This window comes from Flavobacterium sp. T12S277, assembly GCF_048514875.1.
GTDB lineage: Bacteria > Bacteroidota > Bacteroidia > Flavobacteriales > Flavobacteriaceae > Flavobacterium.
In genome coordinates, this window is record NZ_JBLYEG010000005.1 from 215,911 (window position 1) to 242,549 (window position 26,639).

A 26,639-nucleotide genomic window follows, 5' to 3' on the forward strand; every position below is an offset into this window, starting at 1 on the left:
GATTAATAACCTTGAGGGAGTTCAATATTTGTTTGTGTATCATTGATATCATCAACATTCAAAATTCCTAAACGCTGCATCATTGAATAATTTAAAGCATAACCGCTAGGGCATCTATTTCCCATTCTACGGCTGCCAAATAATCCGATGAAGTATTTCTTAGATTTAAAATAATTTCGGATTGTCGTCATTCTAATTAGCTCTTCGCCTTGTCTTTTAGTAACTTCTTTCTGATAATCCTGCCATATTTTATTGAAGTTGATAAATATTATTTTATCGTTCTTATCGTTTGTGTAGCTTATCTTTTCTCCTTTTTTCGGGATGTAGTCAAACTTTGATTCTCGTGTGATTTGAAAGTCTTCGCCTTGTTTGATTGTATGGTTCTCAATTAAATATTCAACAATTCTCCAGAACGCTGCCAATCCATCTGAATCAGCAATTGTTTCAGAATTATCAATAATGGCATCTTTTGTTAAGTTTAAATACTCTTCGTAAGTGAACGGGAATCTGAATTTGTCCTGAAGCATTTTTACTGTAACCAAAAGCTGTAAATAATTATCAAAAATTCTATTTTGATATTCCTGGTCTTTTAATACCAGTTTTAAATCCTTTGCTGTTTCTGCGTAAATACGGGTCATGTTTTTCGTCATGAATTCTCGATGCTTAATCACATCCAAAATAAAAGAGGATATTCCGGCTTTATTCCACGCAATCAGTTTGTTATATTCTTCCTTTTCTCCTGCAGTATATTCCTTGTTTTCAAAGTTTGCCATAATTGATCTTGAAGGCAAAGCACCGTCATCTCGGGTAGGTAAATATTGTCCGGAATAGTATACTGCAGAGTTTATTTTATCTACCGTAGTTTTATTACTGTCAAATCCTTTTCCTTTTTCGCGACCAATTCCGTTCCAGGTTCCTTTCAAAGTCTGGTGCATTGCTTCGTCGATATCGTCGCGCATCTCATCACAAAAAACAATTGTATTTTTACATCGAGTTAGACGTCTGGATAATCCCACAAGGGTACTTGTATTCAATTCTAAAGGGTTTAAATTCCAATAGAAAAAAGATTGTAGACAGCTTCCAAATCCCGATTTACCGCTATCCTTTTGACCAAATCCTCCAAAAAGGGGAAAGAAATTGTAATGTTGAATAAACAGATCTCGAAAGTTTGCAGCAAAACAAAAGGCAACTCCCAGTTTTCCTTTATCACCAAAAACAGTAACCATTTGGTCAGCCCATTGATCAATTGTTACCGGAGCAGGTTTATGTACAAAATGGCGATCGTTTTCAAATGGATCATCGCCTTCATTGGCAGCTTTATATATCTCAGAATGTGAAGGAGAATAGAAATGTGTGATATCTGATCTGTACTCGCTATCAGTTTTTTCGAGACCTTCCACATGTACAATTCCGTATTTGTTCACTTTGTGGAATCCATCGTTATGATAGACACCATCTGCAAATGCAAAGAATCCCTGACGTTGTTGTCCAAGTATCTTAAGTTCTGATGCTGTAACAAAATCATTGAGTAGTTTTTTAGCGATCAGCTGAAAATCGTTGACATTTGTTCCTGGTTCAAAAAAGAAGAATCCCTCCTGAATTAAGCGTTCTTTTATTTTAGTGAAGTTGATTAAATCTGTACTTTCAAAGTCAATCAGCCGTTTGTGTCCCTGTGTATTTATGACCTCGCAAAGTCGTTTATTATCAGCTCGACCTTCAACGTGAAAAAGAGGTATCATTCTAAAATTTGTACCGATAATAAAGGAATTTTCACGCTTAAACCAATAAACGTTACCGATCTCACAAAAACGATCCGTTAAAAATTGATCCTTGTTAGCACCTTCAGGGAGTCCCAAAATTTGAAACTCTTTTTTGTCCGTGTCCAGGCTCTTCCTTTTTTGTGCTTTTTCTTCCTCCTCCTCAGTGCATTTTATGATGTTGGTTAAAACTTGTGGTTTCTGGTCCAAAATCTTAGAAACATGTTTTACATAGCTTGCCTGCGTAATTTTATTTTGTATTGCATGCAATGTATTGGCCATTTCTTCAACAGCTTGTGAAATTAGGGAAGGATCATGCTGGGGTAAATCGGCCAGTTCTTCTTTGAGTTCTTTTTCAAGTTCTGTAACTGTTTTAAGTACCGAATCATTTACTTTTTTTGCTTCTTTTCTGTCAGGAAGTGTAAGGGTTTTTAACTGCTCATCATTAAGTATTTGATGCTTTAATTCTTTAATAGTATGATCTAATTCTTTACGAAGGGTTTCCTCTAATGCAATTAATTCAGGGTTTTTCGCCTGAGCGAACATCAATTTAGATTTCCATAAAATAGCATCCTGGCTATTTTTGGTAATGAACTCGTTAATGTTACATTCACGTGATAAACTATCAGGATCATGACCTTCTGGGCAAATTACTATTTCAACCTTGAATCCTTGTTTTAGAAATATATTGATGTTTCTTAGTGCTGCTTTAAGTCCGGCTTTGTCGCCATCAAGAAACATAATTACATGCTTACAAAAACGGCCTAATAATTTTACCTGCAGATCAGTTAGCGTTGTACCACATGGTGCAATTGAGTTTGTAGCACCATTTTGATGTAAAGCCATTACATCAGTATATCCCTCTAGTAAAATTGCTTTACCTGAAGAAGTTATTGACTTCTTTGCTTGCCAAATCCCATACAATACCTTTTCTTTTTGGTACAGCTTGCTCTCCGGAGAATTTAAATATTTTGCGTATTTTTTGGAATCCTCAGAATTATCGGTTCGTGCACCAAATCCAATAACCTCTCCTTTTTCGTTTTGAATAGGAAACATTATCCTATTACGGTAAAAATCGTAGGAGGAACCATGTTCTGTTTTAGTATAACCAAGCGACTTGGCAATTTCAAACTGGCCAATATTTATCGCCGGAGTAGAAATAAAGCTTTTTTGATCAGGAGCAAACCCCACCATAAAACTTTCGATGATTTCCGGAGAAAATTTTCTTTCATTCAGCATAAGGTCTTTTGGCCATTCTGCGATATCCAGTTTATGAAATTGCTTTTGATATTCTTCGTTCATGAAGTCAACCAATTTTTTCATAACCAACATTTCGTCCTGCAGCCTTTTTAAATCTTCTGATTGCTCTTCATATTGCAAAACAATACCGCATACTTCGGCAGCTTTCTCGATAGCTTCAAAAAAGTTTATAGAGAAACGTTTCATTAAGAATTTAACAGCGTTTCCTCCGAATCCGGAAGAGTAGTCAAAAAATGTGTTTTTGACTTTATTTACACATAACGAAGGAGTTTTATCATGATCATTAAACGGGGATTTGCAAAAGTCATGAACGCCTTTTTTAACTAGTACTTCAGATGCGCCAATTACTTTATGGATGTCTGCTTCATCTAAGACATTATCGATTGAGGATTGTTTTATAAATCTCATATTATTCCTCGCTTTTTAATTGATTTTCAAAAACTTCCTTTTCCTGTCTTAAAGAAATAGTTGCTCTGTCCATTTCTTTTTCGGTAAAAAATCCAGAACGCTCGAGGTTGTCGATTTGTTCTTGCAATAATTCTATTTTGGACATTAAATTATCGTTTGACATAATTGTTTATTTTGGTTTGGTAAGCTTCACTTTATTTATAATTTACTTTTTGGGTCAATTTTTTTCAGCTTCTTTCGATAGAATTGCTTAATTGTATTTTTTTCGTCTGTGGTCATAGAATCAGACATTTCGACCTCATTTAATTTGATCGCTAGGATTTCTATCTGTGCTTTAATTGGTACATTTAAGAACATAGTTTGAGATTTAAAATTTGTAGATCATAACCACGTGCTACTAGTTTTGCTCTAGAAAAAACACTCATTTTTTTAAACAGAATCTGTTTTTTTGATTCAAAATTGTTCATTGAAACTTGTAACTTTTCAGCTATTACGGGAAGCGTGTCTTCAGTTGCCAAGTGTTTTATGATCTGAATTTCAAAAGGAGTAATGATCCGGCCATTGACCTTAAAAAAACCACAAACAATTCCTTCCATCGGACACGAACCACGATATCCGCATTCGTGATATTCCGCTTCTGAAAACTGGCCGTCTTTAAAATCCGCAGCTAAATCAAAGCCACCGAATTTGCACTCGGCATATTTTTCTAGTTGTGCTTTTAAAGAGGTAAAACCCGCAATTTCTAAGGCTTTTACTACTGATGGAAATTCGTGCATCTCATCAGTCAATTTTTTAATAAATGATTCAGGTAATTCGAAAAGTTTTTTTACAGCGCCTGAATGTGTGGCCATCATTTGACCGTTCACAGAAAACAGTTCTATGTTTTCATCAACTAAACCGGAGGGAATTTGTATATTTGTCATCGCTAAATGTTTAAACAAACCTCGAAGGCTTTAATTAGTTCTAGAGGTTTTTTTCTTTTTACGTCCGAATTGCTCCAGTGTCTCCTTGTGTTTATTTCCTACTTCAACAAGAGCAAGCATGATATCTTCATTAAAAACTTTATTATCTCCATTTTTAACTCTTGAGATATATACTTTGGAATATGTCTTTTTAATTTTTCCACTTTGGAACTTTTCGTCCAGAATCTTTTTCGCTTGCACAACGTAGTTTGTTGGCAAAGACCCTAAAGCCTCATTTACAGCTTTTAGGGTAAACGCACTGTTTTTTTCTTCAACAGAAATGTTATCTTTGTTTATCATTTGTATATATTTTGTTTATGTTTCGTTTAGCAAATATATATTAATTAATGAATATATTAACTAATCAATGAAGATTTTTTTAAAAAAAGTTCACTAATGACTATAGAAGGAGATAAAATAAGGGCGTTAATTGAAGAGTATGGGAGACAAAAGGAATACCCTGAAAAGTCCTATATACCAAAGTTTTGTGAAGATTTTGATCTCAATTACACACAGTGGTTTTCGTACACGAAAGAGAAACAGAAACCAGGAATAAAAATTATATACTCTTTAATGAATATTTTTCCAAATCTCAATTTAAACTGGCTTTTGAAGGATGAAGGACAAATGTTTTCGTCTAGTGATAACTATTTAAAAGTTTTAGAACCAGGAGCCAAATATGTTAAAGAAGTATCTAATTTGGACCTGATGAATAAGCTTGAAGAGCTTCATAGGGACTTAAAAACAGTGGGAGTAAAGTAGATTTGAAGCTTTGACCTGTGTCAAATATGTGTCAAAAGGTATCGTAATCACTATAATATTTCGATAAAATAGGATTGAAAACAAGAGGTTTGTAATATTGAAGTAATGCAAAGAAAATCCCTTCCTCTCTGCAAATTTTAGCTTAAAGAATACCAAACCCCGAAACCCATGTTTCGGGGTTTTTTTATTAACTTTCCTCAATTATCAATTCCGCATTAAATAAGGTTGTAATAGTTGAAAGCAATATTGTTTCTTTTTGTGCTGAATTGAATGTAAAAAACTTTTTGAAGATGGAAAAGCAAGGACTTATTTTTTACCATACTGTTGACGGAAAGTCTACTGTAGAACTTTTTGACAGAGATGGGGATGTATGGATGAGCCAAAGTCAAATAGCAGAACTTTTTGACACCTCCATACCTAATATAAGTATGCATGTATCTAATGTGCTGAAAGAAAAGGAGTTGGTATCCGATTCAGTTGTTAAGGATTACTTAACAACTGCCTCAGATGGTAAGCAATACAATGTTGCATTTTATTCTTTAGCAATGATTTTGGCAATTGGTTTTAGAGTGCGAAGTAAAAGAGGAACCCAGTTTAGGCAGTGGGCAAACCAAAACCTACAGGAATATATGATTAAGGGTTTTGTCATGGATGATGAACGCCTTAAAAACCCAAACGGAAGAACAGATTATTTTGATGAATTACTCGAACGAATTAGAGATATTCGGGCTTCTGAAAAGAGATTTTATCAAAAAATTCGTGATTTGTTTACCTTAAGCAGTGACTATGACACAACAGATAAAGCTACTCAAATGTTTTTTGCCGACACACAAAACAAAATGTTATATGCCATTACAGGAAAAACAGCTGCCGAAATAATTGTCTCGCGTGCCAATGCGGATGAGCCAAATATGGCATTAAAAAGTTGGAAAGGAAGTATTGTACGCAAACAGGATATCTATGTAGCAAAAAATTATCTTATTGCTGATGAGATAGACACGCTAAATCGTTTTGTGGTGGTATTTCTTGAAACTGCCGAATTGAGAGCAAAAAACAGACAAGATATTACAATGGATTTCTGGAAAACAAATGTTGACAGAATTATAGAGTTTAATGATAGAGAAGTTTTAACTCATAAGGGAAAAGTTACTCATTTACAAATGGAAGAAAAAGTAGATGCCGTTTATGAAGCATTTCATAAACAACGTAAACAGTTAGAGGTCAAAAGGGCAGATGAACAGGATCTCGTAGAATTGAAGCAATTGGAAGATAAGCTTAAAAATAAATAAAACGGTTTTCTTTTTTACACCAGTGCCTTATATCTTAGATTTCCTTAAGGTTGTTCTTGTAAGTACGGCCTATGGGCAACTCCTTGCCGTCTCTGAGCTGTACCATACGTGAATTGAATGATACGATGTGGCTTTTCAAAATCAGGTATGATTTATGTATTCTGATAAATCCCAGATGACGGTGCATTTCTTCAAACTTTGCCATACGTTCCAGGACCATGTATTTTTTATAGCGGGATACAATTTTGAGGTATTCTCCAAAACCTTCTATCCAAAAAATATCATCCAGTTTTACTTTGTTTACAATATTGTCGGATTTAAACATAATATAATCTTCAACAATGTTTTTAGACTTTATAAAGCGGTGGTATTCTTTGGCTTTTGTAATGGCTTTTTCAAAACGCTCAAAACTTATGGGTTTTATAAGGTAATCTACAACATCAAGCTCAAATGCTTTGGCCGCATGCTGTTCTTCAGCGGTTATAAAGATACAGAGCGGCTTGTTGTGTGTATTTTGCAGTAATTCTATCCCGTTGATGCCGGGCATATTAATATCCAGTATCAGCAGGTCAGCTTCATTGTGCTGCAAAAAATCCATGGCTTCCTTTGGGTTGCTGTAGGTAGCCAGCAACTTTATGTCATCCGTTTTGGCACAATATTGTTTTATCAGCTCCAGCGCAAGGTATTCATCGTCTACGCCTACAACCTGCAATTGATTCATAACTTTATTTTGAGAGTAGAAAAGTACGTCTTATTTGATAATTCATCAAACAATTCATAATTTTCTGTGTATTCCATTGCAAGTATTTTTTTCAATGCAACCAGTCCCATTCCGTTATATCCTTTGTTATTACTAACCTGAGCGTGCTCTGGTACAGAGTTCTCTATCCGGAACAACAAGTTATCATCGATCTTATCAAACTTCACAACAATATAGGCATCTATAGCGGTCCCAATGTCTGAATGTTTAAGTGCATTCTCAAAAAGAGTAAAATAGATAGAAGGAGGGACCTCTACCTGTTCCTGGGCTTCACTGTCATTTAGCTCAAATATGATATTGAGTGTATTGTTGTATTTGAGCTGGTACAAACCCGCAAGTGCCTTCATTATTTCAAACTCTTTGTGTATGGCAATCGTTTTTTTATCGGTTTCATATATAACATATTGCAGCAACTGACTGAGCTGTAGTATTGCTTCGGTCGTATTAGCATGCTGGCTGTAGCTGCCCGCATAAATATTATTAAGCGTATTGAGTAAAAAGTGAGGATTTATCTTTGACTTCATAAGGTTGAGGTCGGTCTCATTTTTTTTTACTTCAAGGTCGAGATAGTCGTATTCTATTAAAAATTTATGTTTTGATATTCCCAAAAAGGAAGCTACTAAAATCACGATACTTTGCGAACTGTAAACGCTTATCAAAAAAAGCGTTTGGTCTTGTGCTACACCGCTCCCTTTTGAAAATTCAGGTTCAGCGAGTAGTCGTAGCAATGTTGTGGATATAAATAATATCAGGGCATACAACAGGTATTCAGGATACTTATTGGTTTGATAATAGGCGGGAACTAAATAGGCATAACAAACAATATACAAGGCAGTATTGATTACCATAATAAATAGTATCCTATACAGTGCAAAAGGCATTTCGGTAAAATAAAACATTGAAATTATGAGAAAGGAGGTGTATATCACAAAAAATAAAACATGTTGAAACCGGATAAGGTTTGTCCATTGTTTTTTCATGAGGCTGCCTATAATCTTTTGTTCAAACAGTAATCTAAAAGCTACAAGGAGGATAATGATGTTTATTAGTAAAACCATACTTTTTTGTGTTAAAAATTATTCACCCTTTAAAATTATATCATTTAAAATACAAATATCATTATTTTAAAGTATGCACTTTGCGTTGTTTGTTTATTAAATGAGTCGTTCGTTGAAAATTAATTTTTTGAGAAAATCAATCCTATACTTTTACCTCAGACAAATAAATTAACAATTTATCAGAATGTATAGAATTTATATATCAATCATGTTTTTTTTAATGCTTTTTTCTACGAAAGCATCAGCACAACAAGATAATCTTAACATGTGGCTGCAATATACAATGTCGGCAAAACTGAGCGAAAAGTACAGCTTTACAGCCCTTTCTCAATATCGTGCATACGATTTGGTAAAAGATTCACGTCTTTTTTTAGTTTCTACCTATTTGGAAAGAAAGTTAGACAACGACCTTTATCCGGCTGTGGGTTATATGTTTTTGGTGCTTCAGCCCTACACAAGTCTTACCGATAAAAAGGTACGTTATGAAAACAGACCGTTTCAGCAGTTAACGATCAAAAGCAAACTGGGTCGTACCACCTTATTACACCGTTATCGTGTCGAGGAACGTTTTTTAACCAATCCTGATGATTTTGTTTTGAGACTGCGTTATCTTATATCGTTAAAAATCCCATTGGGTAAAGAAAAGGGAAATAACCTTTTGTATGGCATTCTAAAAAATGAAATCAGGATGAATGTGGTAAAGGAAGAACAATTTGACAGCAACAGGATTACAGCCGGATTGGGTATTAATCTCGGTAAACAATCAGCAATAGAACTTTCATTTGTCAATCAGGTAAGTCCTGATGATACAAGCAACTATGTATTGGCGGGTTTTAGAAACTCATTTGACTGGTCGGCTAAAACAGAAAATAATTAAACTTAAAAATATAGAGTCATGCTTACAATCTTAGGATTTTCAATGATCATTGTATTTATGTACCTGATCATGACAAAACGCTTGTTTCCGTTAACGGCGCTAATACTTATCCCTATACTTTTTGCCATTGTAGGAGGTTTCACTGCCGATCTTGGTTCGATCATCATGGAGGGTGTAAAGAATATTGCTCCTACCGGCATTATGCTTATTTTCGGGATACTTTTCTTCAGTATAATGATTGATGCCGGATTATTTGACCCGCTGGTAAATCTGATATTAAAGTTTGTAAAAGGCGATCCTTTAAAAATAGCCGTGGGTACTGCCTTGCTTACCATATTGGTTTCGCTTGATGGTGATGGTGCTACTACCTATATGATAGTTGTGGCCGCAATGTTGCCCTTGTATAAAAAACTGGGCATGAACCCGCTTGTTCTCGCGTGTATTATAATGCTTGGTGGCGGGGTAATGAATATACTGCCTTGGGGCGGGCCCACGGCACGTGCAATGACCACTCTTAAAATGGATGCGTCGGAACTGTTTATGCCTATGATACCAGTCATGATTGGCGGTATACTATGGGTACTATTTGCAGCATTCTGGCTTGGGCTTCGCGAAAAAAGAAGAATTGCTCGCGAAGGTGACACGAACAAGTATCTTATAAAGGAGGAAGAAGTTGTTATAGAACGCGAACTCAGGAGACCAGGGCTGATATGGTTTAACCTTCTGCTTACCATACTACTACTGGCCTCAATGATGTTTGATGTACTGCCATTGGCCGTTTCCTTTATGATCGCATTCTGCATTGGGCTTATCATTAATTACCCCAAAGTAGAGGAACAGCAAAAAGTATTGAAACTGCATGCAGGCAACGCCCTTTCTGTAGCATCGATGATATTTGCGGCTGGTATTTTTACAGGCATACTTTCCGGTACCGGAATGATGGATGCTATGGCAGCTTCTATGATAGCAATGGTTCCCGATACCTGGGGCAGTGCTTTTCCGGTTATAACAGCAGTAAGCAGTGCACCGTTAACCTTTTTTTTAAGCAACGATGCTTATTATTTTGGGATACTGCCATTAATTACAGAAACCGGTATACACCTGGGGGCTACAAAGTTAGAAATAGGAGTAGCATCACTTATCGGTCAGGGAGTTCATTTGTTAAGTCCGCTTGTACCTTCTACCTATCTTTTAGTAGGTTTGGCAGGTGTTGAGTTTTCTGACCACGTAAAATTTACTATAAAATGGGCCTTGGGTTCATCATTAGCGATGCTTATTGCGGCGATGCTTATCGGGTTAATAACTTTTTAAAATTACCTTTACGGAGCAATTTAATGAGTAAGGTTTAAAAAATGGATACCACACAACAACATCCGGAAAGCACTGGAATACCGCAAAAGTATTTGAAAAATTTAGCAGCTTATGTTACCCTAGCATTGCTGTTAGGAATTGCTGTAGGTCACTATTATCCCGAACAGGGTATTCAGCTGGATTTTTTGGGCAGTGGATTTTTATACCTTATTGAACCGCTTATACAGCCCATCATATTTTTAACTATAATTATAGGTGTAAGCAGTATTGACAATCTTAAAAAAGTGAGCCGTGTAGGACTTAAGGCGCTCGTTTATTTTGAAATAATTACTACTCTTGCCATGATAATGGGCATAATGGCAGCATTATTTATAGAACCGGGCAAGATAGAAAAAAGATTTATCGATGCAGCCTTGCCCAAACATTTTACAGCTACCGAATCATTGGATGGTGGCTGGTTTAACTTTATAATACTTAATCGACCGTTGGTATTGGTTTTGTTGGCAGTCATAACAGGTGTTTTGCTTAGCCTTTCGCCGGGTCGGGCAAAGTATGTAACCACCCTGCAAAAACTTATGACCTTTTTGTATAAGATATTGATGTATCTGTTTTTGCTTATACCGGTTGCTGCTTTTGGCGGAATGGCTTACGCAGTATCGCGGTTTGGTATACACAGCCTGTTGCCTTTGGGTAAATTGCTGGCGACTACTTATATAACCATGGCATTCTTTGTATTTATAGTACTGGGACTTTTGCTGCGGTATTACAACATAAGTCTCTGGAAGTTTCTGAATTATATTAAAGAAGAACTGCTTATTGTTTTTAGTACATCATCATCCAGAACAGTATTTCCTTTAATTGTTGCAAAGCTTGAAAAAGCAGGCTGCAGTAAAGCTGTAGTAGGTCTTTCAATACCGCTGGGCTATTCTTTTAACCTTGCGGGTGCGTCTATATTTTTGCCCGTATGCACCTTGTTTGTTGCTCAGTTGTTTGACATCCCACTTACTCTTCACGACATCATAACTATAGGACTGGTTATCATGGTTACATCAAAAGTAGCATCGGGAATACCAGGATCTGGTTTTATCGCTCTTACCATAACATTTACAACACTCAATAAATTTCCTTTAGAAGGCTTGGCACTGCTTTTCAGTATTGATAAGTTTATGAACGAAGCCCGTACCATAACTAATTTTATAGGTAATGGGGTAGCCGTTATACTCATTTCGAAATATGAAGATGACTTTGAGCCAAACCCCGAAATAGACCTTTCGATATCAAAATAAATAAGCCATAAGGCACCATTCTTTAAAATAATACAAAATGACTGAATTACTTACTACTATTAATAGCCTTTGGCAAGATATTATTGCACATCCCGGTACATCCCTGGCAATTATTGGAAACCTTATTCTTATTGAAAGCCTGCTTTCTGTAGATAATGCAGCCGTACTGGCTACAATGGTAATGGATTTACCTGAAAACCAGCGTGACCGTGCGCTAAAGTATGGTATTTGGGGCGCTTATTTTTTTAGGGGTGTTGCCATGATATTTGCTTCGGCACTTATTGCTATTTGGTGGCTTAAGCCTATTGGTGGACTGTACCTGCTCTATCTGGTGTATTCATGGTACAAAGACAAGCAAAAGGAGGGAGGCGAAGAAGAAAAAGTAAATAAGGAAGGTAATTGGTTATACCGTGTAACAGTAGGCTCAATAGGCCATTTTTGGGCTACTGTTTGCCTTGTGGAGCTTATGGATATGGCCTTTTCAATTGATAATGTCTTTGCAGCTGTGGCCTTTACACCAAACGTCATATTAGTATGTATTGGTGTATTTATAGGTATTTTGGCGATGCGTTTTATAGCACAGTGGTTTGTGGGGCTTATGCAAAAATACAATTTTCTGGAAACCGCAGCTTTTGTAGTAATTGCCATTTTAGGAATTAAACTGGCGTTGTCCTTATATGAACATTTTTATCCCGAAACAGCATTAAGTAAATTCTTAGGAAGCCATGCTGCAGATATAGGAATCTCGGTCCTTACCGCTGCTGTATTTTTTGTACCGATACTAACCAGCACCTTCTTTAATTTTCCAATGAAAACCAAACCAGTTGCCCATAAATAAATTATAAGCTTATGAGCGAAGAGCAGTTGAAGGAGTTAGTGTAAGCGTAACTGTATGGAGGGTTCGAATCCCTTTCTGTAAAATAAAAAACCCCGCAATTTCATTTTTTAAAATTGCGGGGTTTTATGTTTAAGATCTAAACAAAAAGATCTTTTTTTCATATCATTATTTTCCTGCTGGCAGCAAAGAGTTACCTTCCAATGACCAGCCAAAAGGAATATCTAAACCAAACCATTTAAGTGAAGAATAAGCAATATCGGTCATTTTTGGCACTTCTCCAGTAATTGCTTTTCCGCATTTTAAAGGATCGGTACCGGAAGTCCAGGTTGGATTATTGCTTAGCGACATAGAAATATTACTTGGGCTTGAATCGGTAAAAATATTTCCTGACCCCGTATCTCCTTTCCAATATCCTATCAGGCTACTGTAATCAGGATGAGAAGTGGTTACAGATGTGCACATATTATTTAAAATGGAAGATTCGGGCAGGGCTTTGTTCCAGATACGAACTTCCGCGATATTTCCATTGATGGTTCGACCGTAAGCTAAAGTTCCGTCTTGACCAATTGCAAGCGGGAGACCTGAAGATAAGCTTCCGAAATCGCTACTGATAGCTGCCTGATTAACAAGAGCACCGTCTTGGTAAATTTTGAATGATCGGGCTGTACGGTCTACTACCATAACCAGATGGTGCCATTTCCCGTCGTTAATCGGATAACTTCCCTTTAAATCCATTCGACTTGATCCGGTTCCAATATTTGCTCGCCATGAGGCGCCGTCGCCTGCAATTACAAACCCCGAATTTGATCCGGACGCCCATTTTTTGTTTGAAACAATAGCGGGATCACTTGAGAAACTGGATGTTTTCACTCTACATTCGACTGTGAAATCTGAAGTTCCAAAATTATAAAGAGGATTCGTGGTTGAGGCGTAAATTTTGTTAGAGTTGAAGTTTACAAATGATCCGGTTATAGAGGTTTCAGGATCGGCTTGTTGTGTAGGGAAATCTTTGTTGTGAAAAATAGTAAAAATATTTCTCTCCTGATAAGACGAACCACCATGAGATTTACCAACTCCACCGTGATCAGTGGAGACAATTATCAGCCAGTCTTCATTAGCATAGGTGGACCTGCTTTTTAAGGCATTTAAAATTTCTCCAATATAAACGTCTATCGTTTCAATAGCGGCTTTATATTCAGGAATGCTTCCCGAAAATCCGTAGGCATGTCCTGCGTGGTCAACATCATCAAAATGTAGAAATAAAACATCAGGATTATTGTTTTTGAGGGTATTTACAGCTTCGTTTTTTACCTCAAGATCGGTTGCAGGTGTTTTTTCTACATCAATACCATCAATTATATAATTATTAATGGGTTTCCAGAATGCAATAGATACAGTGTTCAGGGCAGGATTCTGGGTTTCAAGACGTTTTAAAAAACTGGGGTAAAGAGCAAAATTTGGAGTTGAAAAAGAATTGTCGGTAACGCCATGTTTTGATGACGAAACTCCCGTAAGCATCGTAGACCATCCGTTTCCGCTCCAGGTAGGAGAGTTGGTCAGAGCATCAAAACTGTAAACAGAATTGTTGAGCAAGCTTTTAACATTTGGAGTGTTCGAACTCATTAAGGCATCACCTCTGCACCCGTCTATCCCGATAAGGAGCAGTTTTTTTGTTTTGGGGGCCGACGGTTCTGATTTTTGATCAGAGTGACTGTCGGAGCAGGAATAGTTTAAAAATAGAACTATCAGGATCGCGACAGAACTAAGTAGGGTTTTTCTGTTCATTTTCTAATTATTTTAAGGGGGTAAGTAACTTTACTAAACTGCTGCAAGTTCGGTATTAAAAGGCGCTTTATACATGATAAAAATCATACTGTACTGAAAAACAGCATATTGCTTTCTGTGGTTTGGATAGCTATTGCTCTGAAATTGTTAATTTGTAAGGCCGGGATTTTTCGTTATGCTATTTCTGATACTTAGCTTATGTCCGGAATGGATTTAGAGGAGAATAAAAAAATGAGATCAGAATTTCAAACAATTTTTATCATTTTAAAGAATACTTTCCAGTGCTTTTTTTAGATTATTTTATTAAATAAATTATTATATATTTGGCGCCGCTGTCAATATATTATTTTAATGGATTTACCTCCCTATTCACCAGGTCTTCACAAACTGGTAACACTACATGTCGACGAAATTTCGAAATTAACCAATAGTCAGGGCTTTGTCTCTGTAACTCATTCTATTTTAGAAAAATATGAATTGGAGAAGGTGGGAGTGATTGTGCACAATTTTGACAACAATAGTTTTACAATTTCATTCTGTTTAAAAGAATCGCATATCTGCATACACACCTGGCCCGAATACAACCAATTGACACTGGATGTTTATTTGTGTAACTATCTACAGGATAACTCGCAGAAAGTTAAAGATGTGATGACAGATTACATTAGCTATTTTGAAGGAAAAATTATTAAAGATTTTGAAATTAACCGTTAGTATATGAAAATTCCTTGTTACGATTGTAATACAGAAACCGAATTACAGGTTGGTTTTGAGGTTGTAAATTTTGTCTGTCCTCAATGTCAGAGTTTATATGCTCGCGACAAAGAGGGACTGTTCCGCAGAAAATCGCAATATAAAACGACAATCAATGATTTTCCTTTGGCGATAGGCGATGTGGGGTTTTTAAAAGGAAGCGAATATAAAGTTATAGGCATTTTGGTAAAAAGGGTTCATCCTGATTACAGGTGGACCGAGTTTATACTCCAAAATCATAAAAATGAATTTATTTATCTTTCACTTACTCAGGGACATTGGATTTTACTAACTCAAATGGAAGAGGTTTTTGAGGTAAAAAAGCATCCTTTAATTCTGGAACACGATAACAAAGACTATAATATTTTTGAATATTCAGATGCTGCAATTATAAATGCTCAGGGGTTTTTCGATTTCGAATTGCCTCAGAACAGGAATATTCATTTAGTGGAGTACATAAGACCGCCGTACATGATTTCTGTCGAAAGAATGAATGGTGTTGAAACCGCTTTTTACGGAGAATACATTAAAAAAGGAGAAATAAAAAAGGCTTTTAAGAACATTACTTTACCGTATCAGTCTGGTACAAATATGGTTCAGCCCTATGGATTTGATCTCAGAAATACCGGAATTATTTTCTGCTTTATTGCTTTACTGATCATTACGGCCAACTGGTATATCTATAAGGATCAATTCGAACAGAATGTTTTTTCTAAATCAATAAAATTTACCGAATTTGATAATAAAGAAGTTACAAGTGATGCTTTTATTCTGAACGGAGGTTCGGCACCATTGACCATTAAAGTTTCTACCGATGTTGATAATTCATGGGCCAATCTGAATGTCGCTTTAGTAAATGAAGTGACCAATGATGAAATTTATGCAAACAAAGACATCGAATATTATCATGGCTATACGGACGGAGAGTCCTGGACAGAAGGGAATAATTCTGAAGAATTTAATATTTGCGGTGTAAAAGCAGGCAAATACCATCTTCTAATAACACCAATGAAAGCGCCAGAAGATGTTATTAATAGCGAAATGCGTGTAAATGTGGTCTGGAATGAACCTTCAAGCAGGAATGTCTGGATGGTTGTTATTGGTATGATTATCATTTACTTAATAATATGGTTTTTTAATTATAATTTTGAAAAAGGGAGATGGGAAGACAGTTCTTATTCTCGCTATGAGGAATAAACAGTTATGAAAAAAATTTCGGATTTTATATTTAATAATGCCGCTTCACTAGCAATAGGACTTTTTTGCTTTGGAGTTTATCTTTATTTTGCAATGGCAGGAAATCGAATTTGCGACTGTGAAAGCACAGAAAATTACAAGTCAACGGGAAGCCGTACTTCTTATAACCGTTTTTATCACAAATAACACTTTACTATGGATTTAATACATGTTCAACCAGTGGTTAATTCAGTCATTTTTTCTTTTTTAGGAATTATCATTTTATTGGCAGCTTATTTAATTATCGAAAAAATCACTCCTGAAAACACCTGGAAAGAAGTTGGGGAGAAAAATAATGTTGCCGTTGCAATTGTTCTGGCTGCATTCATCATCGGGATTTCGATGATCATTAGTGCAGCAATTCATGGGTAAAAAGTTTCTTAGGTTTGAATTTCTTTTGCTGTTTGCCGTATTTATTATTGCAACCTGCGGGCTTATTTATGAGCTTGTCGCAGGAACATTAGCAAGTTACTTATTAGGCGATTCCGTAAAACAATTTTCATTTATAATTGGAGTTTACCTGTTTTCGATGGGTATTGGCTCCTTTTTTTCAAAGTTTTTTCACAAAAATCTGCTCAATACATTTGTCGAAATCGAGATTTTGGTTGGTTTGATAGGCGGTTTGAGTTCGGTAGTTTTATTTCTATTGTTCGAAAGTGTCGAATCCTTTCAATTCATATTGTACCTGTTTGTTTTTGTAACAGGTTTTTTGGTCGGATTAGAGATACCGCTTTTGATGAATATTTTAAAAGACAAAGTCGAATTCAAAGATTTGGTTTCTAATGTCTTTACCTTCGATTATATTGGAGCTTTGCTGGCTTCAATACTATTCCCTTTGGTTTTAGTTCCCAAATTAGGAATAATGGGAACCTCTCTTTTCTTTGGAATGATCAATGTCAGCATAGCCATTGTGTTGTGTTTTTTGCTTACCAAAGAATTAAAAAAGCCTTACTTCTTAAAAGTAAAAGCTATTCTTTCCTTTTTAGTTCTGCTTACAGTTTTTATTTTTTCAGATGTAATTTTATCTTATTCAGAAGGAAAATTATATGGAGAAAATATAATTTATACCAACTCCACACCTTATCAGCGAATTGTTTTAACACACAACAAAAGCGATTACAGGTTGTATTTAAACAACAATCTCCAGTTTAGTTCAGCAGATGAATACCGGTACCACGAAGCCTTAGTTCATCCGGCAATGTCAATGGCTAAAGAGGTAAAAAACGTTTTGGTTTTAGGAGGAGGTGACGGATTGGCGGTTAGGGAAATCCTGAAATACAAAGAAGTCCAAAAAGTAACCTTAGTCGATCTGGATGAAGGGATGACCAGACTTTTTAAAACTAACACGGTCCTGACGAAATTCAATCAAAATTCATTAAACAATCCGAAAGTTACAGTTGTAAATACCGATGCTTATATCTGGGCAAAAAGCTGTATCGAGAAGTTTGACGTTGCCATTATAGATTTTCCAGATCCGTCGAATTATAGTCTGGGAAAGTTATATTCTCTGAATTTTTATCAAACTATAAAAAGCATCTTAAAACCCGATGCGGCAGTTGTCATTCAAACCACTTCGCCTTATTTTGCTCCAAAATCATTTTGGTGTATCAATAAAACAGTGATGCAGGTTTTTCCACAGGTTGATGCTTATCACGCTTATGTTCCTTCGTTTGGAGAATGGGGATATACCATTGCAATCAATGGTTTTGGAACCACTTTTAATGATGTGAAACGAAAAAGCCCGGGATTGAAATTTTACAATTATCAATTTGACAGATTCAATTATTTTACCAACGATATGATTTCGAATCAAATAGAAATCAATCGTTTGGATAACCAGATTTTAGTACGCTATTTTGATGAAGAATGGGGAAAATTGCAATAGAGGAAGACGAAATTTCGTAAAGGGAATTGCGGCATCTTTGCTTTTAATTCCTTTTTTACAATTTTGCTCCGATAAAATAGCGGTTCTGATGATTCGGTTATCAGGAACAAATCATCTTTTAGGACACCGTTTGTGGATAAAAGACTTTCCGAAGCCACAACAACAAATAAAAATCCCTTACTTAATTATAGGTGGTGGAATCTCAGGTTTGAGCGCCGCACGTCAGTTTCATAAAAAAGGAATCTCCGATTTTTTATTAATTGAAATGGCGAATCATTTGGGAGGGAACTCTTCTAATGGGGAGAATAAATATTCAAAATACCCTTTGGGTGCACATTATTTACCGCTTCCAAATTTCGAGGACAAAGAACTTCTGGGTTTTCTTGAAGAAGAGAAAATTATTCTGGATTACGATAAAAACGGACTTCCTGTTTTTGATGAATTGCAATTGACTTTTGCACCGGATGAACGGTTGTTTTATAAAAATAATTGGCAGGAAGGCGTTGTTCCAAAGGATGGAAACTCTCCGGAAGAACATAAAGAATTTCAGCGTTTCTTTAAAGAAATGGATGCCTTTCGAATTGCAAAAGGAGAAGATCAGAAGTACTTATTCGATATACCAGTTTCCCTTTCTTCTAAAAATGAAAAAACAAGAGCATTGGATAAAATTACTATGCAGCAATGGTTTGAAGAGCATAATTTCAAATCAGAGCCATTGTTTAATTATATTGATTATTGCTGTAAGGACGATTTTGGATTAGGAATTGCCTTTGTTTCAGCCTGGGCAGGGATTCATTATTTTGCCGGAAGAAAACAAGATGCAGCCGCAGAAAAAAGCGATAGTGTTTTGACATGGCCGGAAGGAAATGCGAGATTGGCACAGCATCTTAAGAAATACACGTCACAAAAAACACTGAAAAATCATTTGGTTTACGAGGTGAAAATCGAGAAAAATAAAGTTGTTGTTAAAGCATTTGATGATGTCAAAAAGACTTCTATTGAGATAATAGCAGATAAAGTTATTATGGCAACACCTCAGTTTGTAAACCAATATCTCATCAAAGACCGAAAACAATTTACAAAACAGTTTCACTATACCCCCTGGCTTTTGGCGACTTTAGTTGTAAATAATCTGACCGATAATTTAAGTTTTCCGCTTTCCTGGGATAATGTGATTTATGAAGCAAAAGGCTTAGGTTATGTTTACGCGCAACATCAGACATTAAATCAGATTCAGGATAAAAAAGTGATTACCTATTACTATAGTTTTTCGTCCGGGGATTTGAAGAAAATGCGTAAAGAAATTTATAAAAAAGACAAAGAATATTGGAAACAGGTTGTTTTTAATGATTTGAAAATTGCCCATCCGGATATTGAAAATGATACCGAAGAAATGGAAGTTTTTTTATTAGGACACGGTATGATCTCTGCGGTACCTGATTTTATTTTCGGAGATGCAAAAAAGAAGGCTTCACAGAATATTGAAAACCGAATCTATTTTGCTCACTCTGATTTATCGGGAATTTCAATCTTTGAGGAAGCTTTTCACCAGGGAATTAATGCAGTAAATAAAATATTAGATGGAACAACCCTGGATTCATAAAGCAAAAACAGACTCATTGTTTATCATTGGTCCGTCATTTTTTGTGCTGGCAATTATTTTTGTTTTTCAGAACTATATCACTTCGATCGGAAATAATTACTCGTTTTATACCTGGCTTTTTCTAATTGTTTTTATTGACGTCGCACACGTTTATGCTACTTTATTTAAAACCTATTTTGTAAAAAGTGAATTTCAGAAAGACAGGAAAAGATTGATTCTTTTGCCTGTTATTTGTTTTCTTACCGGCTTAGTTTTATTCTCTTTCGGAAGCTTAGTTTTCTGGTCTTTTCTGGCGTATGTGGCTGTTTTCCATTTTATTCGGCAGCAATATGGCTTCATGCGATTGTATGCACGCAAGGAAGAGAAAACCAGAGTCTCTGCCTGGATGGATAACCTGACGATTTATGCGGCTACAGTTTACCCAATGTTGTTTTGGTTTTTTTCTTCTAAAAGAAAATTCAACTGGTTTGTTGAAAATGAATTCTTTCGTTTTGAAAATCAAGCAATCTTAGAAATTTTGTTTTGGGCTTATATTGCCATTCTATCTCTTTACGTTATTCGCACCACAATCGTTTCCGTTAAAACTAAATTCTTTAATATCCCTAAAAATAGCATTATTTTGGGAACTGTACTTTCGTGGTATTTTGGAATTGTTTACTTCAACGACGACCTTATTTTTACTCTGCTAAATGTGGTTTCACACGGAATTCCTTATATGGCTTTAGTGTACTTCAAAGAAATTGACGGGAAGAGCAGCAAAGAAATAGGAGCTTTGGCTTATTTAAAGAGATACAATGGCATTTTAATTTACATAGGTATATTAGTGTTAATTGCTTTTTCAGAAGAGTTTCTCTGGGAGTTTTTCGTTTGGAATGAAAATATCACGGTAAGTAATTTCGATTTTTCAGGATGGCAATTTCTATTAGTGCCGCTTCTGAGTGTACCTCAATTTACACACTATATTTTAGATGGCTTTATCTGGAAATCTAAAAACTAAAGCTTAATCTCGAACAAACTAAAAGAACCCTCTTTATAATGTTCCGGTAATTCACTTGTCCATTCAATGGTGCTGATACCTTTGTATTCAAAACCACAGCTGGTGTAATACTTGTTTATTCTTTCGTTTCCGCTGTGGGTGTCAAGACGAATGTACTTTTTGTTGTTTTCTTTGGCGTATTCTTTTGCCCAATCAATAATTTTTTTGACATACGATTGCCCTCTGAATTTTGGATTCGTAGCAATACGATGTAGATAAACGGCAGGATCGGCACTGGCTTCTTTCCAGATAATGAGATCATTAAAAGTAAGAACAAATGTACAGGCTACTTCCTCTCCTTCTTTGATGATGAAATGACGATTCTCGGCAATTTCTTTTTCTATAAGAGCCCTTTCAAAACCTCTCCAGCTTTTGTTGTTGACCGTTTTTTGATAGGATGTAGCCGCATTGTAAAGAGCAAAAACGGCATCGATATCTTCATTTGTAGTTTTAAAAAATTCCATGATTGAGGGATATGCTGTAGATTAATGAATCCTTCAAAGGTAAATCTTTAAGCAGCGTAAAGTCCCACGAAACATCAGTTTTAACTTTTTTTAGGAACATCGAGCCATACCACATTTTGTTCAGATTCATGCTCCTGACCAATAATATCGCGATACAATTCTGGCCTTCTTGCTTTTATGTAACGATTGCCACCAGCCTGAGTACATTTTTCAGGAGTTAGTATTGCAGTCGTAAAAGAGTCGTCAAAAGAGCGGCATTCGGCCAAAACATCTCCAAAAGGATCAATAATCATCGAACAACCATTTTTCAGCTGATCGTCGTCCATACCGATTGGGTTGGAGAATACAGCGTAAATAGCATTGTCATAGGCTCTCGCGGGCAGCCATTTCATTAGCCAGTCTCTGCCTTTCATTCCGTCAAATTCCAGTCGGAGAGAAGTAGGATCGGTTTCGCGGTTTTCCCACAGTTGCGGAGCAACAAAACCAGCACCTGGTCGGGTAGAGGGCGTACACATGGTAACATGCGGCATGAAAATGATCTTTGCGCCTAAAAGAGTGGTAGCACGAACATTTTCGATAATGTTGTTGTCGTAACAAATTAAAATTCCGCATTTCCAGCCTTTAATTTCAAAAATACAATAACGATCGCCCGGAGTGAGATGTGGGTTTATAAACGGATGCAGTTTTCGGTATTTGGCAACTAAACCGTTTTGGTCGACACACACATAAGCTTTGAATAAATGATCATACTCATCTTTTTCAAAAAGACCCGCCAGAATCACGATGTTATTGTTTCGGGCAATTTCAGTCAATTTCACGATGCTTTCTCCATCCGGAATTAATTCTGCGAGGTCTAACATTTGTTCTTTTGATAAATGTCGTGCAAAAGTATAACCGGTTACCGAGCATTCGTGAAACGAAATAACATCACAACCCTGGCTCGCTGCCTGTTGCGAAAGTTTTTCAATTACAGCTAAATTATACGTTTTGTCACCACTTTTATTCTCGAACTGAGCGGTGGCTATTTTTAGATTTTTCATAATGCATACTATTGATTTGAGACAAAAGTAGCACTAGTCCTATTTTAGAAATTGTACAAAACCGACATTTTAGAAAACAATAGGTGGAGCGGTTTTGAGGAGATTATTGGTTAATTTTCCGGTATTGTTCAGGTATTCTTTTGGAGTTATTCCGGTATGTTTCCTGAATTCTTTGATCAGATGTGACTGATCCGAAAATCCGGCATTGTAACAAAGACTCGTGAGATTGGTATCGGCAGCTTTGTCTTTTAGTAATTTTAAAAAATAATGCAGTTTTATAATGTTTCCAAACTTCTTCGGATTTAATCCGATAGATTCCTGGAACTTCCTTTCCAGATGCCTTTCGGTATAACCGGTATGTTTAGCCAGTTGTTTTACATTAAAACTTCCTTTGTGGGCAGTAATGAAACGAATCGAACTTTCTACGATTAATTGGTGAGAACCCTTTTTGTTCGAAATATAGGTGCCGAAAAAATGATTTAGTAGCGCAACTTTCTTTGGAATCGTATAGTGTCCGGACAGTTTTTCCTGAAGAATCAAACCGTTCTGGTCAAAAATGTCGTCAATAGAAATTATCGCATCCAGAAATTCATAAGCCGGAATTCCCAGCAATTGGTGAATCCCGTTTGGCTGAAAAACAACAATGACTAAATTGATTTCACTGTTTGAATAAATGTCTTTAAATCCGGTAAGCTGTCCGTATAAAAAAGAATCAGGTAAGTGGTTGTGTACTCCGCAATCATTAAAATCAGAACTGAGTTTGCCTTTTAAGGAAAATACAATGCCCGTATTGCCATCAGAAAACAGACGAAGTTTTTGCACAGCCATTTCATTATGATCTAAAAAAAGATAATGTTTAATGTAAGGCGATAATTCTTCTGATGGTGAAATCTGCATGGTTTAAAGAATTGATGGAACGCAATCTGTTACGGTCAATTTTAGAAGATCATTTTTGATGGATGACGAAATAACTTTTGATAAAATTAAGGATATTTTTTCAATTATGGTTTTTTGGTTTTCTTGTTGGAACTCCTTTTTATAATACTATTTTATCTGTGGAATAGCTCAAAATATCAATTCTGTAAAGCGACTCTTATCTTGGGCAAAATACGATCTGCATATAAAGTATAAGCTTTGGCTGAAGGATGTAAGCCATCTCCGGCTACGAGTTCAGGATTTGTCAGACCTTTACGCGAAATATCAGTTATCGAAACAAAAACAACAGCATTGAGTTTGCAGTAGTTTTCGGCAAAGCTATTGTATTGATCGATTTCGCTTGAAATTCGCTCACCTTGTCCACCCATCTGTACTTCTCCAAAACGAGTATAGGCATAATCAGGTATTGAGATAACAATTACCTTTTTTTTATCTCCTTTTGCCAGAACAATTGCTTTATTTACGAGTTCTGGAAATTCTTTTTCATAGATCGAAAAACTTTTCCCCTGATATTGATTGTTCACTCCAATAAGAAGGGTAACGATATCGTAAACAGGATCGGGATTTTGGGTATTTATTGCCGAAATTAAATTAGTAGTGGTCCATCCGGTGGTTGCAATAACTTTTAACGAGAAGCTGGCTTGCGGATAAATTGCCGTTAAACTTGATTTTAACTGTTCAGGAAATCCACAGGTTTCGCAAACACTTTGTCCAACGGTGTAGCTGTCTCCAAGAGCCAAATATTTTATAGAACCGGTAAGTGGGGTAACTGGAGCGACAGGAGTTTCTGAAGTCGTTTCGTCAGCACTACAACTCAAGAGGAATATAGAAAGGGTAACAATAACTATTTGTTTGAAATGCAGTTTCATAATTTAGATAAATTAAATTTCGGCCCATTTTAAACAAATAGTTACGTTAAATAGCTTGATTTGGTTTTTAGACCATCTCCGTTTTCATCAGAATTTCTTCTTCGATGGCGTTCCAGAGTCCGATTCGTTTTTCTAATGCCAGAATCGAAATTTCTTCTACTTCTTTCCATTTTTGGGCATCATCTTCACATAAATCAGAAATCATCTGCATGGCCATTGGTCCGTGTTCGTCGGCATCCAATTCGATATGTCTTTCAAAATAGTACAAAAGTTTGCTTAAATCGGTTTCAGGAAGGTTTTTCTGGAAATTTTTCAGGATTGCCGTGAACATACTCGGAATCAAATCTTCTCTTCCAAAAGTAAATGCCGCAGCAATTTGATGCGGTTTTCCTTCTTCAATTACTCTAAAAGTAAAATCTAAGAAAGCTTTTGTATCAGGATGTAAGGAACTTTGTTTTATAGCAACAAAAATATTGTGCAACGAATTTACTTCAGCCAAAAAGGTATTGATTCCGCTTGTATCGGCACCACAATCTTCCATGGCTTCAAGATACATTTCATAATGACTTTGTCTTTTTCCATCAATACTTAAATCCGTTTCTTCTGCCAAAACAATTTCGTTGATTAAGTATCTTGTTTCCGGATTTTTTGTAGCAAACCAAGGCGTAGAAGTACAGGTAAGCTTAGATTGTAATGCTTTTAATAATGACATGAAATCCCAAACAGCAAAAACATGAGTTTCTAAAAAACGATGTAAGTCATCAATGCTTTGGATTTTATTGTATAATGAATGTTGTAAAAGTTGATCTTTTTGAGGTTGAATGCTATTGTTTATAGTTTCAATATTCATTTGCGTATTTTTTTTGTGCAAATATAAAAAGCTTCCCGTTAAGAAGAAGCTTTTTGTATTGGTTTTGTATATATTTTAATAGATGTTTATGATTTAAATGCTGGAATTCCAGTTACATCCATACCGGTTATCAAGAGATGAATGTCATGAGTTCCTTCATAAGTAATCACACTTTCAAGATTCATCATATGGCGCATGATTGAGTATTCGCCTGTAATACCCATTCCGCCCAACATTTGTCTTGCTTCTCGTGCAATGTGTATGGCCATATCCACATTATTACGTTTGGCCATCGAGATTTGTGCAGTAGTAGCTTTTCCCTCGTTACGTAAAACACCTAAACGCCAGGTTAATAATTGTGCTTTTGTGATTTCGGTAATCATTTCGGCTAATTTTTTCTGTTGCAACTGCGTTCCTCCAATTGGTTTACCAAATTGAATTCTTTCTTTAGCATAACGTAAAGCAGTATCGTAACAATCCATAGCAGCTCCGATGGCTCCCCAGGCAATTCCGTATCGTGCGGAATCTAAGCATCCAAGAGGTGCGCCAAGTCCCGATTTATTTGGTAATAGATTTTCTTTAGGAACTTTTACATTGTCAAAAATTAATTCTCCGGTCGAAGAAGCTCTAAGCGACCATTTATTATGTGTCTCAGGAGTTGTAAAACCTTCCATGCCGCGTTCAACGATTAAACCGTGAATTCTTCCTTCTTCATCTTTTGCCCAAACGATCGCAATATCTGCGAAAGGAGCATTTGAGATCCACATTTTGGCACCATTTAAAAGATAATGATCTCCCATATCTTTGAAATTAGTAATCATACTTCCCGGGTCAGAACCATGATCCGGTTCTGTCAAACCAAAGCATCCCATAAATTCTCCGGTAGCCAGTTTGGGTAAGTATTTCATTCGTTGCTCTTCATTTCCATACTTCCAAATAGGATACATTACTAAGGAAGACTGAACTGAAGAAGTCGATCGAACACCTGAATCTCCACGTTCTATTTCCTGCATGATTAAACCATAAGAAATTTGATCCAGACCTGCACCTCCGTACTCTACCGGAATATAAGGTCCGAAACCGCCAATTTCTCCAAGTCCTTTTATAATTTGTGTTGGAAATTCTGCTTTTTGGGCATATTCTTCTATAATAGGAGAAACTTCTCTCTTGACCCAGGCACGTGCTGATTCGCGAACTAATTTGTGTTCGTCTGTCAATAAGTCATCTAGGTTGTAATAATCCGGTGCTTGAAATAGGTCTGGTTTCATTTTTGTTAGTTTTATTATACAAATCTACGTAATATAAATATAACAAAATACAGTTAAATTGTTATATTTTTATAAATACTGGAGAAGAAAAATAGTATAAACACAAATTAATTTTAGTTTATTGCGAATTTATAAGCTATTTTTGAGATTCAAAAACAAAATGAATGAGGCTGATCATCTCTTTTATACTCTTTTTTGTTCTGAATAATACCTTTTCTCAAGAGAAAAAGGTTTTTACGGAACAGGAGTACTTAATATTGCAAGACAAAATTCGACTAACGGCAAATGCCAATGTTGACAGTTCGATTGTATATGCTAGTCAGTTGGCGAAATCCAATAGTAATAA

26 protein-coding genes are annotated in these 26,639 nt (G+C 36.0%); 13 read left to right on the forward strand and 13 right to left on the reverse strand.

The window, feature by feature from the left end; all coding sequences use genetic code 11:
* Window positions 1–2 precede the first annotated feature (2 nt).
* The 4 genes from dnaG to ACN1CN_RS10165 form a co-directional block, all read right to left on the reverse strand.
* Window positions 3–3,425: a DNA primase gene (gene dnaG / locus ACN1CN_RS10150; protein ID WP_419135562.1), complete on the reverse strand. Its 3,423-nt coding sequence runs from the start codon at window positions 3,423–3,425 to the stop codon at window positions 3–5.
* 1 nt (window position 3,426) lies between these two features.
* Window positions 3,427–3,588, reverse strand: coding sequence for a hypothetical protein (locus ACN1CN_RS10155; RefSeq protein ID WP_419135563.1), 162 nt, complete (start codon window positions 3,586–3,588; stop codon window positions 3,427–3,429).
* Between the two features lie 184 nt (window positions 3,589–3,772).
* Window positions 3,773–4,348 (reverse strand): helix-turn-helix transcriptional regulator, encoded by a 576-nt coding sequence (locus ACN1CN_RS10160; RefSeq protein WP_419135564.1) that lies wholly within the window; start codon window positions 4,346–4,348, stop codon window positions 3,773–3,775.
* 30 nt (window positions 4,349–4,378) lie between these two features.
* Window positions 4,379–4,687: a hypothetical protein gene (locus ACN1CN_RS10165; protein ID WP_419135565.1), complete on the reverse strand. Its 309-nt coding sequence runs from the start codon at window positions 4,685–4,687 to the stop codon at window positions 4,379–4,381.
* Window positions 4,688–4,783: 96 nt separating this feature from the next.
* Here ACN1CN_RS10165 and ACN1CN_RS10170 point away from each other — a divergent pair, with 96 nt between their 5' ends.
* Together ACN1CN_RS10170 and ACN1CN_RS10175 are read left to right on the forward strand one after the other, a co-directional pair.
* On the forward strand, window positions 4,784–5,149 hold the full coding sequence (locus ACN1CN_RS10170) for a hypothetical protein (RefSeq protein ID WP_419135567.1): 366 nt from the start codon (window positions 4,784–4,786) through the stop codon (window positions 5,147–5,149).
* A gap of 290 nt (window positions 5,150–5,439) precedes the next feature.
* Window positions 5,440–6,438, forward strand: coding sequence for a virulence RhuM family protein (locus ACN1CN_RS10175; protein WP_419135568.1), 999 nt, complete (start codon window positions 5,440–5,442; stop codon window positions 6,436–6,438).
* A gap of 34 nt (window positions 6,439–6,472) precedes the next feature.
* Here the strand turns inward: ACN1CN_RS10175 and ACN1CN_RS10180 are convergent, their stop codons facing one another.
* Entirely contained in the window at window positions 6,473–7,159 is a 687-nt protein-coding gene (locus ACN1CN_RS10180) for a LytR/AlgR family response regulator transcription factor (protein ID WP_419135570.1), read from the reverse strand.
* Entirely contained in the window at window positions 7,156–8,097 is a 942-nt protein-coding gene (locus ACN1CN_RS10185) for a sensor histidine kinase (RefSeq protein WP_419135571.1), read from the reverse strand. The genes ACN1CN_RS10180 and ACN1CN_RS10185 overlap by 4 nt, the downstream gene beginning before the upstream one ends.
* A 343-nt stretch (window positions 8,098–8,440) precedes the next feature.
* Between ACN1CN_RS10185 and ACN1CN_RS10190 the strand changes: the two genes are divergently transcribed.
* Genes ACN1CN_RS10190 through ACN1CN_RS10205 form a run of 4 tightly spaced genes read left to right on the forward strand, consistent with a single transcriptional unit; the run spans window position 8,441 to window position 12,568 of the window.
* Complete coding sequence (locus ACN1CN_RS10190; RefSeq protein WP_264526007.1) at window positions 8,441–9,133, forward strand: DUF2490 domain-containing protein; 693 nt, start codon at window positions 8,441–8,443, stop codon at window positions 9,131–9,133.
* Window positions 9,134–9,151: 18 nt separating this feature from the next.
* Window positions 9,152–10,444: a CitMHS family transporter gene (locus ACN1CN_RS10195; RefSeq protein ID WP_419135573.1), complete on the forward strand. Its 1,293-nt coding sequence runs from the start codon at window positions 9,152–9,154 to the stop codon at window positions 10,442–10,444.
* Window positions 10,445–10,485: 41 nt separating this feature from the next.
* Window positions 10,486–11,730 (forward strand): cation:dicarboxylate symporter family transporter, encoded by a 1,245-nt coding sequence (locus ACN1CN_RS10200; RefSeq protein ID WP_419135574.1) that lies wholly within the window; start codon window positions 10,486–10,488, stop codon window positions 11,728–11,730.
* 37 nt (window positions 11,731–11,767) lie between these two features.
* Window positions 11,768–12,568 (forward strand): DUF475 domain-containing protein, encoded by an 801-nt coding sequence (locus ACN1CN_RS10205; protein ID WP_419135575.1) that lies wholly within the window; start codon window positions 11,768–11,770, stop codon window positions 12,566–12,568.
* A gap of 165 nt (window positions 12,569–12,733) precedes the next feature.
* On the opposite strand, the gene ACN1CN_RS10210 is transcribed toward ACN1CN_RS10205, so the two are convergent.
* Window positions 12,734–14,353 (reverse strand): alkaline phosphatase family protein, encoded by a 1,620-nt coding sequence (locus ACN1CN_RS10210; protein ID WP_419135576.1) that lies wholly within the window; start codon window positions 14,351–14,353, stop codon window positions 12,734–12,736.
* Window positions 14,354–14,704: 351 nt separating this feature from the next.
* On the opposite strand from ACN1CN_RS10210, the gene ACN1CN_RS10215 reads away from it, so the two are divergent.
* From ACN1CN_RS10215 to ACN1CN_RS10245, 7 genes are all read left to right on the forward strand, one after another.
* On the forward strand, window positions 14,705–15,067 hold the full coding sequence (locus ACN1CN_RS10215) for an S-adenosylmethionine decarboxylase family protein (RefSeq protein ID WP_419135577.1): 363 nt from the start codon (window positions 14,705–14,707) through the stop codon (window positions 15,065–15,067).
* Between the two features lie 3 nt (window positions 15,068–15,070).
* Window positions 15,071–16,303 (forward strand): DUF4178 domain-containing protein, encoded by a 1,233-nt coding sequence (locus tag ACN1CN_RS10220; RefSeq protein ID WP_419135578.1) that lies wholly within the window; start codon window positions 15,071–15,073, stop codon window positions 16,301–16,303.
* 6 nt (window positions 16,304–16,309) lie between these two features.
* The gene (locus tag ACN1CN_RS10225; protein ID WP_419135579.1) at window positions 16,310–16,489 is read left to right on the forward strand and encodes a hypothetical protein; all 180 of its coding nucleotides are present in this window, start codon (window positions 16,310–16,312) and stop codon (window positions 16,487–16,489) included.
* 9 nt (window positions 16,490–16,498) lie between these two features.
* Window positions 16,499–16,714 carry a DUF350 domain-containing protein gene (locus tag ACN1CN_RS10230; protein WP_173965304.1) on the forward strand — a complete coding sequence of 72 codons (216 nt, stop codon included), beginning with the start codon at window positions 16,499–16,501 and terminating at the stop codon, window positions 16,712–16,714.
* Complete coding sequence (locus ACN1CN_RS10235; RefSeq protein ID WP_419135580.1) at window positions 16,707–18,227, forward strand: polyamine aminopropyltransferase; 1,521 nt, start codon at window positions 16,707–16,709, stop codon at window positions 18,225–18,227. The genes ACN1CN_RS10230 and ACN1CN_RS10235 overlap by 8 nt, the downstream gene beginning before the upstream one ends.
* An 88-nt stretch (window positions 18,228–18,315) precedes the next feature.
* Entirely contained in the window at window positions 18,316–19,830 is a 1,515-nt protein-coding gene (locus ACN1CN_RS10240; RefSeq protein WP_419135581.1) for an NAD(P)-binding protein, read from the forward strand.
* Window positions 19,808–20,827, forward strand: a complete 1,020-nt coding sequence (locus ACN1CN_RS10245; protein ID WP_419135582.1) for a hypothetical protein — start codon at window positions 19,808–19,810, stop codon at window positions 20,825–20,827. The genes ACN1CN_RS10240 and ACN1CN_RS10245 overlap by 23 nt, the downstream gene beginning before the upstream one ends.
* Here the strand turns inward: ACN1CN_RS10245 and ACN1CN_RS10250 are convergent.
* The 6 genes from ACN1CN_RS10250 to ACN1CN_RS10275 all read right to left on the reverse strand — a co-directional run bounded on the left by ACN1CN_RS10250 (window position 20,824) and on the right by ACN1CN_RS10275 (window position 26,293).
* Window positions 20,824–21,330 (reverse strand): GNAT family N-acetyltransferase, encoded by a 507-nt coding sequence (locus ACN1CN_RS10250; RefSeq protein WP_419135584.1) that lies wholly within the window; start codon window positions 21,328–21,330, stop codon window positions 20,824–20,826. The two genes, ACN1CN_RS10245 and ACN1CN_RS10250, sit on opposite strands and share 4 nt — an antisense overlap.
* Before the next feature lie 80 nt (window positions 21,331–21,410).
* The gene (locus ACN1CN_RS10255; protein WP_419135585.1) at window positions 21,411–22,370 is read right to left on the reverse strand and encodes a nitrilase family protein; all 960 of its coding nucleotides are present in this window, start codon (window positions 22,368–22,370) and stop codon (window positions 21,411–21,413) included.
* A gap of 69 nt (window positions 22,371–22,439) precedes the next feature.
* Window positions 22,440–23,267 carry a DUF6597 domain-containing transcriptional factor gene (locus tag ACN1CN_RS10260; protein ID WP_419135587.1) on the reverse strand — a complete coding sequence of 276 codons (828 nt, stop codon included), beginning with the start codon at window positions 23,265–23,267 and terminating at the stop codon, window positions 22,440–22,442.
* A gap of 176 nt (window positions 23,268–23,443) precedes the next feature.
* The gene (locus ACN1CN_RS10265) at window positions 23,444–24,175 is read right to left on the reverse strand and encodes an SGNH/GDSL hydrolase family protein (RefSeq protein ID WP_419135589.1); all 732 of its coding nucleotides are present in this window, start codon (window positions 24,173–24,175) and stop codon (window positions 23,444–23,446) included.
* A 67-nt stretch (window positions 24,176–24,242) separates the two neighbouring features.
* Window positions 24,243–25,025 carry a DUF3050 domain-containing protein gene (locus ACN1CN_RS10270; RefSeq protein ID WP_291284906.1) on the reverse strand — a complete coding sequence of 261 codons (783 nt, stop codon included), beginning with the start codon at window positions 25,023–25,025 and terminating at the stop codon, window positions 24,243–24,245.
* 86 nt (window positions 25,026–25,111) lie between these two features.
* Window positions 25,112–26,293, reverse strand: a complete 1,182-nt coding sequence (locus ACN1CN_RS10275) for an acyl-CoA dehydrogenase family protein (protein WP_264526018.1) — start codon at window positions 26,291–26,293, stop codon at window positions 25,112–25,114.
* Window positions 26,294–26,639 lie beyond the last annotated feature (346 nt).

Coding starts and splice junctions, on each gene's coding strand:
- dnaG (WP_419135562.1), bottom strand. CDS start 3,425: ATGAGATTTATAAAACAATCCTCAATCGATAATGTCTTAGATGAAGCA.
- ACN1CN_RS10155 (WP_419135563.1), bottom strand. CDS start 3,588: ATGTCAAACGATAATTTAATGTCCAAAATAGAATTATTGCAAGAACAA.
- ACN1CN_RS10160 (WP_419135564.1), bottom strand. CDS start 4,348: ATGACAAATATACAAATTCCCTCCGGTTTAGTTGATGAAAACATAGAA.
- ACN1CN_RS10165 (WP_419135565.1), bottom strand. CDS start 4,687: ATGATAAACAAAGATAACATTTCTGTTGAAGAAAAAAACAGTGCGTTT.
- ACN1CN_RS10170 (WP_419135567.1), top strand. CDS start 4,784: ATGACTATAGAAGGAGATAAAATAAGGGCGTTAATTGAAGAGTATGGG.
- ACN1CN_RS10175 (WP_419135568.1), top strand. CDS start 5,440: ATGGAAAAGCAAGGACTTATTTTTTACCATACTGTTGACGGAAAGTCT.
- ACN1CN_RS10180 (WP_419135570.1), bottom strand. CDS start 7,159: ATGAATCAATTGCAGGTTGTAGGCGTAGACGATGAATACCTTGCGCTG.
- ACN1CN_RS10185 (WP_419135571.1), bottom strand. CDS start 8,097: ATGTTTTATTTTACCGAAATGCCTTTTGCACTGTATAGGATACTATTT.
- ACN1CN_RS10190 (WP_264526007.1), top strand. CDS start 8,441: ATGTATAGAATTTATATATCAATCATGTTTTTTTTAATGCTTTTTTCT.
- ACN1CN_RS10195 (WP_419135573.1), top strand. CDS start 9,152: ATGCTTACAATCTTAGGATTTTCAATGATCATTGTATTTATGTACCTG.
- ACN1CN_RS10200 (WP_419135574.1), top strand. CDS start 10,486: ATGGATACCACACAACAACATCCGGAAAGCACTGGAATACCGCAAAAG.
- ACN1CN_RS10205 (WP_419135575.1), top strand. CDS start 11,768: ATGACTGAATTACTTACTACTATTAATAGCCTTTGGCAAGATATTATT.
- ACN1CN_RS10210 (WP_419135576.1), bottom strand. CDS start 14,353: ATGAACAGAAAAACCCTACTTAGTTCTGTCGCGATCCTGATAGTTCTA.
- ACN1CN_RS10215 (WP_419135577.1), top strand. CDS start 14,705: ATGGATTTACCTCCCTATTCACCAGGTCTTCACAAACTGGTAACACTA.
- ACN1CN_RS10220 (WP_419135578.1), top strand. CDS start 15,071: ATGAAAATTCCTTGTTACGATTGTAATACAGAAACCGAATTACAGGTT.
- ACN1CN_RS10225 (WP_419135579.1), top strand. CDS start 16,310: ATGAAAAAAATTTCGGATTTTATATTTAATAATGCCGCTTCACTAGCA.
- ACN1CN_RS10230 (WP_173965304.1), top strand. CDS start 16,499: ATGGATTTAATACATGTTCAACCAGTGGTTAATTCAGTCATTTTTTCT.
- ACN1CN_RS10235 (WP_419135580.1), top strand. CDS start 16,707: ATGGGTAAAAAGTTTCTTAGGTTTGAATTTCTTTTGCTGTTTGCCGTA.
- ACN1CN_RS10240 (WP_419135581.1), top strand. CDS start 18,316: ATGATTCGGTTATCAGGAACAAATCATCTTTTAGGACACCGTTTGTGG.
- ACN1CN_RS10245 (WP_419135582.1), top strand. CDS start 19,808: ATGGAACAACCCTGGATTCATAAAGCAAAAACAGACTCATTGTTTATC.
- ACN1CN_RS10250 (WP_419135584.1), bottom strand. CDS start 21,330: ATGGAATTTTTTAAAACTACAAATGAAGATATCGATGCCGTTTTTGCT.
- ACN1CN_RS10255 (WP_419135585.1), bottom strand. CDS start 22,370: ATGAAAAATCTAAAAATAGCCACCGCTCAGTTCGAGAATAAAAGTGGT.
- ACN1CN_RS10260 (WP_419135587.1), bottom strand. CDS start 23,267: ATGCAGATTTCACCATCAGAAGAATTATCGCCTTACATTAAACATTAT.
- ACN1CN_RS10265 (WP_419135589.1), bottom strand. CDS start 24,175: ATGAAACTGCATTTCAAACAAATAGTTATTGTTACCCTTTCTATATTC.
- ACN1CN_RS10270 (WP_291284906.1), bottom strand. CDS start 25,025: ATGAATATTGAAACTATAAACAATAGCATTCAACCTCAAAAAGATCAA.
- ACN1CN_RS10275 (WP_264526018.1), bottom strand. CDS start 26,293: ATGAAACCAGACCTATTTCAAGCACCGGATTATTACAACCTAGATGAC.